The following is an 11,529-nucleotide window of genomic DNA, read 5'->3' on the forward strand; positions in this document are numbered from 1 at the left end:
CTGGGAGAAACGATGATGCTTAGCCGAACATCAGCACACTTTTCCTTGTTGAAAGGGACAATGAAGCTGCGGTATTCGGGCGAGCGGAAAGGCGACAGTGGTAGTGATGATTCGGAATTCAGAGGAGATGTTTATCAGGTGTTGAACGCCGATGAGTTTTTCTCGTTGAACAAAGGCAATAACGGTTTTTGTGACAAACCAGTCCGGTGGATTACCATCAAGTCCTTAAGCGATAGCATTGGCGAAAGAAGTATTCGCATTGGCATGTTGAACATCGACGACTGGCACAAATTTAATGCCAACTCACCAGATGCATGCAGCGCAGATACATTCACGTTGGAATAATCTCCGTTCAGTTAACGCGTGGATTAACGGATTGCAAGAGCGCGGACGAAATTTACGCTCCGCGTTCTTTTCTGGCTCATCCTATACATAACTATAAAGGTCTAATAAAATCGGATACTTTGTTAGAGATATAATGAGAAATACTGACGAAGTGAAAGTGCGAAAAAGAAACTATGCGACAAGATGAACATGAAGATGCGGATGAGAAAAAATGATGGACAGAGAGACCAAAAATAAAAAATAACGGCGAAAGTCATCCAGCCTTCAGTATAATAAGTAAGGAAAATAAACTACTCAACAGTCCCTCTTATTCCCCTCCCGAATCAAACGCGAAAAATCCTCATTTATCCCGGCATTGTCCGACCTTTTGATGAGGCATCGTTTTTTCAACCGTTCAAAAGACAGGCTATTATCCAATAAGCCAAGCTCATAGATATATTTATCGGCATAGCCACTGACCAAGACTTTCCAGCTATAGCGAATGTCGGCAGAAACCGCAGTAGCATGATGCAGAATATTACTCGTGCAATTATTAAATATCGTGTGATAAAACTCAGGTTGGTGGCTCAGTTGATCGATACGTTGCAGATAGCCCAGAAAAAGAGCCTGGGCCGTGTCTGACGAAATCTGAAGGGGATAAAGATAAACCCGCTCTTTGCGAACGTCGGTTCTGACGCCAATCAAGTCCCGTTCATCGGCAAGCACATAGGTCAACATGTAATGTTTAAAAAAGCCGCGCCAGGTCGAATATAGCTGGTCGCGGCTACGCCGCGTTTCTATCGAGACCGCCAAATGGCGGCCGTCTTCGAAACCGAAGCTCAAAAACAGATGCGCAATAGCCTTGCCTGACCAGTAAGAGGAGACCACATCTACCGTTTTTAACTGGCTAATATCGATATCTGCATCGTACCAATCGGGCACATAGTCGTCGCGGGTAGGTTGATATCTGAAATTGCGAATATTACGCAGTACAATTTTACCCTGCTCCCCCCATTCCACCTGCGGTAACCGGGCGTATTCCAACACCCAGTCTTGCTCGTTGCTGGCTATTGGTGAGGTCAACCACGAAAACATGGCCATAATAGCTACTTGCCTTTATCATTTGAGATTTCACTGCTAGCACCTGACGCTATCGTGCCCTGCGCTTTTTCATCGCGCCATTGTTTGCGCAAAGAAAACATTTTCTTTAGGGCACGGCGTATGGTGGTTATCCAGCCGGCCGGCCGGGGATCCGCCAACATGCTTAATGCGCGTGCATAGTCGAGCGTCAGCCCTGGTGTCCAGGCCATCGTTTTTGCGCGTTTACGTATTTGTACCGCCACCCATAACTCCGGCGTCGTGAGAATTTTACTCAATACCCACCAGTGGCCACGCTGCCCCCATATCTTACCCACCACGCCTTCCAGTGCCGCTTCCAGCCCACGCGCCACACTGCTTGAGCAGTTGCGATGCGTAAGGTTATAGGTGTTGTCTGCCTGGTAGACCTCCCAGAACCGCTTCAAACGTTCAGCATCATAGTTCCTGATCCGCACCTGCATGGTTGAAGGGCACCATTTTTCGGATTCAGTCACATAATCCGGTTGAAACTGCCCTTCAACATTATTATCTGCCGTTGCACGCAGCAAGCGGGTAAATTGATCGGGCGACCGGTCAATATCGACTGCCGGATACAGGCTGATATAGACGCCCTCCGGAGATTCCAGCGCAGCATGGCCGGTGGAAATCACCCCATTTTTGTCCACCGCAGCAATATAACGATCAATGACAGGATGAGGTACTACCGCACTCTTCGAGGATCCTACAGGTGTCCAGACATGTATGGTCAGTGCCGGTTCATCGGCAGTCGGAGGGCCGTCCCATTCAGTGACCAACGGCGTCGTTTCTGCACTGCTGGCTTCCTCAGCGGCCGTATTGCCCAACACCGCGGGGTTGACCTCCAGCTTTTTGACACGCATCGCCAGCATAACCATATTCAACCCGCCGAATATCAACCCCAGACCTAAACAATAAGGGACGGTACCGACATAATGTGTTGGATAGGGTTGAAAGAAGAAAATGGCTAACATGACTTCTATGACACCGCCGGCCACCACAAATTTCCAGTTTTTATAGCGTACAACCCCAGCAGTGACGATTTGCAATAGCCCGTCGCTCAAAAACAAAATGCCAAAAATCATCGATAAAATAAAATGACCATGATGATGCCCGCTCAAAATCAATATCGCAGCCAGTGAAAATGCCCCTCCTTTTACGTAACGCAAGGTACGTTGCCCGCCGATGCCGGTATGCGCAACCATCAACGTTGCCAGGCCTTCGACCAACAACAGGAAAGCAAAGGGATGCAAGGGGAAGTAAATCGCGTTATCCAACGCATCGATGAAGATGATTACGCCAGCCAACACACCTAACCAACCGGCAATCATCAACCCACGCCAGCGGTTACGCAAATAATCAACCCCCAGTAAAATCATGACCAACTGAACCATGCCTTATAACCTCTTCTCATCGCTTTTAATTGTAAGACGGCTTAGCAGCCCCGCCTGGCATTCTTAAGGGTAAACAACATAAACAAACCGCAAAGCAACGCGGCCATCAACGGTAGGCCGTGGGTGTTCAACTCCATGGCTACCCCACCCATCATTGGGCCAACCAATGCGCCAACGCCCCAGGCAATCGACAATACAGCATACACCCCGACCAATTCACCGTTACTAAAGCGTTCGCCCACAAGAGTGACCACCACAGTATAAATACCGACAAATACCCCTCCCCACACAAAAAGTAATGTGTATGCCATCCAGGGATAATTAAGCGATATCGGCCATAACAATGCCCCACAGGCCGATAAACCCGCCATGATGACAATTAACCACTGACGATTGTATTTATCCGCTACCCAACCAATAGGCAGTTGTAACAATATTGCCCCAATCAATAAAACAGAAATCAATGACGTTGCTGATTGTTCGTCCCAACCCAAATTCATTGCATACACCGAAAGTAAGTTGAGACCTGCAGACTCCAGACCCGCATTCAGAACCGTTGCTGCTATAGCAATGGGTGCCAGACTAAGATACATCAGCACCGGTTTGGATTGGTGTTGTTCGTCTGCTGAGAATGGCCTTACTGCAGAGCGAGTGACTACGACAGCTGCCAACAATGCGATGGCCGCCCCCAGATAAAATGCCGTATTTCCGCTACTGCCAACTGACACTAAAATGAGTGGGCCAAGAGCAAAACCTGTGGACAGGCTGGCAGTATAAGCGGCAATGGTTCGTGCACGGCTTGCCTCTTCAGCCATAAAGTTCAACCAGGTTTCAGTAACAACCAACATAATTTCGCTCATGGCACCCAGCATAAGGCGCAACACAAACCAGGTTGCAAAAGACGTGAGGGGAAAGAGACACAATACGAGACATGAGATAAATAGTGAGAATACTATCAATGACTTAGCATTAAACCGCCGACACAGCACCGGTAAGCATGGGGCGACAATGAACACGCCGACGGCATGCATCGCCGCATTGATGCCCACAAAGATTTCACTATACCCTTCATTGACCAACCTAATGGCGATCAGCGGTGCACTAAGACCATAGGTTAAGCCAAAAATCATCACAGCGAGCAGGATACCAATCTTGTTAGAGAAGATTGACACTGTCATAGTCTCCTATTAGTTGGCAAAACATAGAGACTTCCCCCCTGTTAAAAATTATAGTTAAGGCCAATGACAAAGTTATACGTTCCATCGCGATCAACCATTGGGCTATGGCGCACGGTTTTCGATAAGAAGTTATAACGGGATTCAATATAACCATCCCAAAACTGGGTGAATTTGTATTCTGCTGCCAACATGATAAACGGCGTTAGGCTTTGATGTGGCCGATATTCATTAAGCCCACTGCGATCGGCCTCTTCTTGGGAGATCCCATAGTAATAACGCGTTTGTTGTGCATTCGACCAATCAGTACCGATTTCTCCATAAAGCATCACAGAATTGACATTGAGCTCGCCAATGTAGGCTACCGTTGCAACAACACCCTTGCTATTATTTAACGTATCCGCCGCGACCTGGGTAAATATCGCTCCCCACGGAGTGATCCTTTGGTAACTGATGCCCGACATGACAGTTGCACGCCGTTTGTTAAGCCTTTTCATCGCTTCACCGTGGCCATCTTCAGGACGGTAAGCATCTTCATAGTAATAGTAGGTCTTCAATTTCAGTTCATTTTCGGCATCTTTCAGTAGAAAAAAACCTGTTTCAATACCGTCGACATACCAAACATCATTGTCATAGCCCACATAGGGAATGGCATAAAAATGTGTACGTTTAGCTTTGTATGCCTGAGTTGCCAACTCTGTCTGCACGCCCAGGGAAAAACTGCTTGAAAAAGCACTTGTGGGTATAGTTATTGCCAATAACAAACAGAAAATTTTAAAATGACGCATCTAAACTCCGCACTCATCCGCGCCCACTCCCCTCAAAGACGAGGATAGATGGCTTTTGTCTATGTCCATGAAATGTAGCAGATGTTCTACGAATAATCTTATTTTCGTAAAGACTTCAGAAAAAACTGATAGAGGAAGAATATAATCAATTGAATTTAAAATTGAAAAAGATACAAAAGTGACAAAGGCAACGATTGCTTTCTTTTTCCTTAGTTAAACAGCCAGGAAAAACACCCAGATATAAAAGCGCTGCCAGATAGTATCAGGAAGTGCGCGGATAAAACAGGTCCGCTCCGTATGTTGGTTTATCACCTCAACCATCTGGGCCAGCATTATAACGTCAATACGCCCTGTTTTTGCCAGACTCCCTCTTGTCCAAGCAAAGTCACGTGCCTGTCTGGGGCTAACGACTGATACATGAGGACTTTCAGCCTGCAATCCATGGGCCTCAGCGATTTCGAGTCCGCCAGTAGCTTCCTTCAGAACCAAGGCTACCGGGTGTTCTTCAGCTCAGCAATAATTTAACACGCCCGTCCGTATCCATTAGTCGTGGTGCACAGCTCAATCTCACTGGAGGTTACAATATCTGTCGCCGTACGCTTATACGCAAAATGAACTGTGAAGGTAATAAAGGGGAGACATAACCTATTAATGCTCCTCCAGAATGGCTGTTCATCTTCACCGGAATATACAACAAGATCCTTGAATGTGGCATAATCCACAACGTCGACTAATAATTCAATTCTCTGGACTCCACCACGAACAAACGCGATTCGAACCCACCGCTTTTGAAATTGGCGGTATTAATCCACCCCGGTGGTAAACGGTCAAAGTCCTGGTTGAAATCCCCCCCACTGACTAACCAGACACGACGGTATACACTTGACAATGCACTCAGATTTTCCACGTAAGTCTGTGCAGCCCGGTCATAAAAAAATGTACCGAAGCCATAGGCATTTGGCTTACCGGAAATTCCGTTGGGCCTGGCCGGCGTATATAGCAAAGCTCGATAGCTTTCCTTGTTGTAATACACATAACTCAGGTAGTTGAACATGTTGCTAACCACCACCGCATCGTTGGGCTGATAGCTACTGTTGATGTAGTGCACCATAGCTTTGAAATCGTCTTTCTCGACCGGAAGATCATTACGCACGCCGCAGCCGAATAGCCCGCTGAAAAAAAACAATAGGAGAAGACCGTACGTTCTGTTTTTGATGCCGGTAATCAGCATCCCCAGCACCAACGGAATACCCAGAGCGGCAGAATATAAGTAGCGGTCGACAAACAATGGTGTACGCCAAGAAATTGTAAACACCAGGGTTACCGGGATCACGATACTGCCGATCAACAGTAGATTGAATTTTCGTGGTGTTTCGCGCCAGGTGAGCGGCATGCCACACAGTCCGACGAAAATCGCCGGCAGCAGCCAGAAAATAATCAGCGGATAATCGCTACCATCATGGCCGGTGAAAAAACGCCAGTACATGGCCGGTAAGTCACGCCACTCCACCCTAGGGATCCAACCAACGTCTCCGCCGACGCGCAACTCGGGGATGTGCATTAGCAGATTAATCAGCACCAGTAGCCACGGAATATAGGCCACCCCGATAGCCACATTAGCCAACCACCACACAGGTTGCCTGATATAACGTTCGCCTCCGCGTCGACACGACAACGCCAGCACAATCAGCCAGTGGGTGAATAACGCAAAAATAGCGAAGTAATGGGTGTAAAAAGTCAGCGTCATCAATACGGCATAGATGGCCAGATAATAGCGCTTTGCGGGGGTTTCCAACCACATTGCCAATGCCATGGCAGCAGCAATGACCAACAAGCCCATCAGCGCGTACATACGCGCCTCCTGACTGTAGCGTACCGCTATGGGCATGATCGCCATCAACCATCCCGCCAGTAGCGCAGCTCGCTCATTGGCAAACCAACGCGTAAAACCCATAGCCAACCCCACCGTCATCACGCCGAATATCAGACTCAGCGAACGGGTCGCCATGATGCTGTCGCCAAACAGCGCCATCCAGCCATGCAACAACAAATAATAAAGCGGAGGATGTACGTCGAAAGAAGCATGGTACAGCAAATCATCCACGTCGAAGCGGCTAGTTAGTACGCTTGAGGCTTCGTCGCACCAGAAATATCTAGTTGTTAAGGAAATAAACCGAATGACCGTGGCAAACACTAAGATGGTCAAAACATAATGTTTGTAATCGATACCTTTAAAACCGTTATTGAGCAAGGAAACTTTAGATATTTTTTTCAATGACATAAACGCAGCCAGAACAATGAAACCACACCATGTGGAGACGCTGCGTCATCATTGCCGAGCGTAGATAAATGGGGGGTAAATCATCGATAAAAAGAGAGAAATGATTTAGATTTATCAACCAACCGCTAAATAGCTGTTCGGAATAGTAGATCACCTGAAGGGAAATCAGTCCGGTTTATGCGATCTGATCAATCGCTGAATATCCCAAATCACCAGTCGGACTGAGCAATGCCGATCATAGCACCCATTCCCAGAACTGAACGACGCCAGATGCAGAAAGTGATCCATAAAACAAAGGACAAAAACTATGCCAGGCGACTTACAGCCATGCTGATGCTGCATCGGGGCGACGCCGTCAGCCATGTTGCCAGAACGCTCTGTTGTGCCCGCTCATCCATTGGTCGCTGGATTAACTGGTTTACATTATCGGGTGCTGAAGGCATGAAGTCTCTGCCTGCGGGATGTGGAAGGCGCTGGCCATTTGAACATATCTGTGCGTTGTTACGTGAGCTTGTTAACCATTCTCCCGGCGATTTTGGTTATCAGCGTTCCCGCTGGAGTACCGAGCTGCTGGCGATAAAAATCCGCGAGATAACCGGTTGTCCGTTACATGCTTCAACCGAACGGCGGTAGTTGCCTGCTGCCGGACTGGTATGGCGAAGAGCAGCACCGACACTGCGTATTCGTGACCCGCACAAAGAGGAAAAAATGGCTGCCATCCAGGAGGCGCTGGAGACATGCAGCATAGAAAATCCGGTGTTTTACGAGGATGAAACCGATATCCATCTCAATCCGAAAATCGGCGCAGCCTGGCAGGCTCGCGGTCAGCAAAAACGCGTGGTAACTCCCGGACAGAATGAAAAATGTTATCTGGCAGGCGCGCGGCACAGGTAAAGTCAGCTATGTGGGTGATAGCAGTAAAAGCTCAACCTTATTTATCAGTCTGTTAAAGTACCTGAAGTCGACTTACCGGCGGTCAAAAACCATCACGTTAATCGTGGATAACTACATTATTCACAAGAGCCGGGAAACCCAACGGTGACTGAAGCAAAACCCGAAGTTCAGAGTGATTTATCAGCCGGTGTACTCGCCATGGGTGAATCACGTTGAGCGGCTATAGCAGGCACTGCAACCCGTAATCATCAGTGCCGTTCAATGTGGCAACTATTGAAAAAGGTGCGTCACTTCATGGAAACAGTCAGCCCATTTCCCGGAGGAAAACATGGACTGGCAAAAAGTGTAGCGGTATTAGGAGCAGTTATTTAGCATATGCCTCGCCACCGAGTTGAAACACACGCATAGAGTAAGCACGTCTACGACGTGAGCTGGTTTACGCCAAGACCCTTTCCTGTTGCCCCATGTTTATTCCGTTCCCTGCCGCCGGGTCCTAGACAAATACTACGATCCTCTCAGCAACTGGGCCAAACTCGCCGTCGAACGTATGCTCACCTGCAGTATGGGCGTGCGCCGCTATTGTTGCGCCTCGCCGAACTTCACCCACGCTGGCTTCTTCTGTCAGAGCTGTAGGTCCAAAGGACTGCAGTTGCTGAGGCTCAGGTCACCGAGCGCCAGGAAATGTTATATGCAAGAACTCGGGGATGAGTAAGCGAACCCTGAAAATTCCGCACAGGTATGGGGTGATATCCTGAAAAAGGCAGCGCGGTACTTTGCAAGAGAGCCCGACTAAAGTACCGCTTCATCAACGGTCACCGTGATATCTGGTCGATCGCAGCCATGTGTCGGGTCTTGAAAGTTGCCCGTGCCGGATTTTACGTCTGGCTTCATTGTCCTGTCACTGCAGGAGAAAAGGATAACCAGCGATTATTGGAATTAATCCGCGACTCTTATGCACTGAGCGGTGGTGTTTACGGCTATCGCAGGGTTCACTGCGACCTCCGTGAAGTCGGTGAAGCATGCAGCAGAAACCGGGTAGCCAAGATCATGAAACAAAACAGGATACGCGCCGTACATGGTTACAAGATACCCCGTGGAACCAGAGGACGTCCGTCACTGATAGCACCTAACCGCCTGCAGCGGGAGTTCACTGTGGTGAAACCCAATCAGCTTTGGTGTGCAGATTTTACGTACGGTGTGCCCGGAGTTCAGGGCGAGCACGGATGCTCAAATGAACCACGAGTCTGTCTGGAATATTGAGCCGGTAACTCATGACGAGAAACCCAACAATCCCACCGGGTGTGACGGTGGAGAACCTGAGCGGCAGTGACCTGCGGCATGCCTGCAGGGTGATGTAACCCGCTGACAACGGGGATTGAGGCGAGATCACTAAGCCGAGATGATCCTCAAGGTTGAGTGCTGAAAGGCTGAAGAACATGAACCCGTTAATCCGCCTCTGTGGGTTGAAAACGTCACCACGGCCTACGTGATCTGACAGGCCGTGCAGAAGGAACTGGCAGCGATACGTACGCACTGCCGGTCGAAGGTGTTTTGACATGTATGCAAAATACCGGGACAGCAGCGTCCATCACGCTCGCGTTGCTGACTTCTGCCAACTTGCAGCATGCAAGGATAAAGAGTGCGACGGGCAGCCTCCTCAGTATGTCTGAGTCCAGGCAGGTAAACCGGGGAAGGTCAGCGACGGATGTTAAGGGGGCATGGCTCCGATGACGCGCTGGCTGGCGGAGCTTCCGTAGTAGTCCGGGATGGGGAAAGCCCATTACATGGCGAAGGGAAGCAGTTTGAATGTGTTTGCGACGTGAATTAACTGACCTAACGAGGTGAAGACCTTTGATAATCAGCGAAATGCAACGCAAGCTTGCCACATGGGCAGCCACCGATCCGTCCCGACGGATTGAACGGCTGCTGCGTCTGATAACACAACCAGAATGGCTAGCTGAAGCCGCGCGGATCACGCTTTCATCAAAGGGGGCGCATACCCCCGGCGTTGATGGTGTGAACAAAGCAAAGCTACAGGCCAGACTGGCTGCTGAGCTGCAAATCCTCAGGGATGAACTAGTCTCCGGTCACTACCAGCCCTTGCCCGCCAGACGGGTTTACATCCCTAAAAGCAACGGCAAACTGCGACCACTGGGTATCCCCGCGCTGCGTGATCGTATTGTTCAACGGGCAATGCTGATGGCGATGGAGCCAATATGGGAGAGTGATTTTCATACACTTTCGTATGGCTTCCGGCCTGAACGCAGTGTCCACCACGCGATCCGCACGGTGAAATTACAGCTCACCGACTGTGGGGAAACACGGGGACGCTGGGTGATTGAAGGCGATCTGTCCAGTTACTTCGACACCGTACATCATCGACTGCTGATGAAAGCCGTACGCCGGAGGATCAGCGACGCACGTTTCATGACTCTGCTATGGAAAACCATCAAGGCGGGACATATCGATGTCGGTCTCTTTCGGGCGGCCAGTGAAGGCGTGCCGCAGGGGGGCGTAATATCGCCGTTGCTGTCGAACATCATGCTGAATGAGTTCGATCAGTATCTGCATGAACGCTATCTGAGCGGGAAAGCCAGAAAGGACCGTTGGTACTGGAATAACAGTATCCAGCGAGGCCGAAGTACTGCGGTCAGAGAAAACTGGCAATGGAAACCTGCGGTGGCGTACTGCCGGTATGCCGATGACTTTGTGCTTATTGTCAAAGGCACCAAAGCACAGGCGGAAGCCATCAGGGAGGAGTGTCGGGGCGTGCTTGAAGACAGCCTGAAACTCAGGCTGAACATGGACAAGACCAGGATCACCCATGTCAATGACGGCTTTATCTTTCTGGGTCACCGGATCATCCGTAAACGCAGTCGTTACGGCAATATGCGGGTGGTATCGACTATCCCGAAGGACAAAGCCAGAAACTTCGCCGCATCGCTGACAGCACTGTTATCAGGCAACTACAGTGAAAGCAAAGTCGATATGGCTGAACAACTCAACCGAAAACTGAAAGGCTGGGCCGCGTTCTATCAGTTCGTTGATTTTAAGGCCAAAGTCTTCAGTTATATCGACCGTGTGGTGTTCTGGAAACTGGCTCACTGGCTGGCCCGTAAATACCGTACAGGTATTGCATCCCTGATGAGGTGGTGGTGCAAATCACCGAAACCGGGGCAGAGCAAAACGTGGGTTTTATTTGGTAAAACCGACCACGGTAAGCTCAGCGGTGAAATCCTGTACCGGCTGGTAGGGCAAGGCAAGAAGCTGTTCCGCTGGCGTCTTCCTGAAAGTAACCCCTATCTGAGGACGGAAGCGAGAAACACATACACATCGCGCTACACTGAAGTGGCAATGGCGTTCGCCAGCGTTTAAATGGAGAGCCGGATGCGCTGAAAGGTGCACGTCCGGTTCGGGGAGGAGAGGCAGAGAAATAGTCCGACTACGCCCTGCCTCTTACTCTACTCAGCACCTGGCAGGGCTTCGCGTATGTGGCGTTCATCATCGATGTGTTCGCCGGCACGATCGTTGGCTGGCGGGTCTCATCGTCGATGGAAGCA

At 49.5% G+C, this 11,529-nt stretch carries 7 protein-coding genes and 2 pseudogenes; 4 read left to right on the top strand and 5 right to left on the bottom strand.

Features of this window, described 5'->3' with window-relative positions; genetic code table 11:
• Positions 1-345 (top strand): hypothetical protein (locus M2407_RS25925; protein ID WP_259220232.1); only part of this gene is annotated, 345 nt, incomplete at its 5' end.
• Between the two features lie 294 nt (positions 346-639).
• On the opposite strand, the gene M2407_RS25930 is transcribed toward M2407_RS25925, so the two are convergent.
• The 5 genes from M2407_RS25930 to M2407_RS25955 all read right to left on the bottom strand — a co-directional run bounded on the left by M2407_RS25930 (position 640) and on the right by M2407_RS25955 (position 7,075).
• Positions 640-1,425 carry a DUF4105 domain-containing protein gene (locus tag M2407_RS25930; protein ID WP_259220233.1) on the bottom strand — a complete coding sequence of 262 codons (786 nt, stop codon included), beginning with the start codon at positions 1,423-1,425 and terminating at the stop codon, positions 640-642.
• A gap of 5 nt (positions 1,426-1,430) precedes the next feature.
• Positions 1,431-2,831 (bottom strand): HdeD family acid-resistance protein, encoded by a 1,401-nt coding sequence (locus M2407_RS25935; protein ID WP_259220234.1) that lies wholly within the window; start codon positions 2,829-2,831, stop codon positions 1,431-1,433.
• 41 nt (positions 2,832-2,872) lie between these two features.
• A complete protein-coding gene (locus M2407_RS25940; RefSeq protein ID WP_259220235.1) occupies positions 2,873-4,009 on the bottom strand; it encodes an MFS transporter in 1,137 nt (378 codons plus the stop codon).
• Between the two features lie 41 nt (positions 4,010-4,050).
• Positions 4,051-4,794, bottom strand: coding sequence for a MipA/OmpV family protein (locus M2407_RS25945; protein ID WP_259220236.1), 744 nt, complete (start codon positions 4,792-4,794; stop codon positions 4,051-4,053).
• 730 nt (positions 4,795-5,524) lie between these two features.
• Positions 5,525-7,075 (bottom strand): glycosyltransferase family 39 protein, encoded by a 1,551-nt coding sequence (locus tag M2407_RS25955; RefSeq protein ID WP_259220237.1) that lies wholly within the window; start codon positions 7,073-7,075, stop codon positions 5,525-5,527.
• Positions 7,076-7,303: 228 nt separating this feature from the next.
• On the opposite strand from M2407_RS25955, the pseudogene M2407_RS25960 reads away from it, so the two are divergent.
• The 3 genes and pseudogenes from M2407_RS25960 (at position 7,304) to ltrA (ending at position 11,344) form a co-directional block, all read left to right on the top strand.
• Positions 7,304-8,341: pseudogene (locus tag M2407_RS25960) on the top strand (IS630 family transposase).
• 381 nt (positions 8,342-8,722) lie between these two features.
• A pseudogene (locus tag M2407_RS25965) lies at positions 8,723-9,163 on the top strand (IS3 family transposase); the annotation flags it as partial.
• Positions 9,164-9,835: 672 nt separating this feature from the next.
• Positions 9,836-11,344, top strand: a complete 1,509-nt coding sequence (gene ltrA / locus M2407_RS25970) for a group II intron reverse transcriptase/maturase (protein WP_259220238.1) — start codon at positions 9,836-9,838, stop codon at positions 11,342-11,344.
• Positions 11,345-11,529 lie beyond the last annotated feature (185 nt).

Origin of the sequence: Serratia sp. BIGb0234 (genome assembly GCF_024809915.1) — a bacterium.
Classification (GTDB): Bacteria; Pseudomonadota; Gammaproteobacteria; order Enterobacterales; family Enterobacteriaceae; genus Serratia; species Serratia liquefaciens.

What these genes read in the sequence shown, in the direction of transcription:
- M2407_RS25935 (WP_259220234.1), bottom strand. Translation starts at nt 2,831, where the DNA reads ATGGTTCAGTTGGTCATGATTTTACTGGGGGTTGATTATTTGCGTAAC.
- M2407_RS25930 (WP_259220233.1), bottom strand. Translation starts at nt 1,425, where the DNA reads ATGGCCATGTTTTCGTGGTTGACCTCACCAATAGCCAGCAACGAGCAA.
- M2407_RS25940 (WP_259220235.1), bottom strand. Translation starts at nt 4,009, where the DNA reads ATGACAGTGTCAATCTTCTCTAACAAGATTGGTATCCTGCTCGCTGTG.
- ltrA (WP_259220238.1), top strand. Translation starts at nt 9,836, where the DNA reads ATGCAACGCAAGCTTGCCACATGGGCAGCCACCGATCCGTCCCGACGG.
- M2407_RS25945 (WP_259220236.1), bottom strand. Translation starts at nt 4,794, where the DNA reads ATGCGTCATTTTAAAATTTTCTGTTTGTTATTGGCAATAACTATACCC.
- M2407_RS25955 (WP_259220237.1), bottom strand. Translation starts at nt 7,075, where the DNA reads ATGTCATTGAAAAAAATATCTAAAGTTTCCTTGCTCAATAACGGTTTT.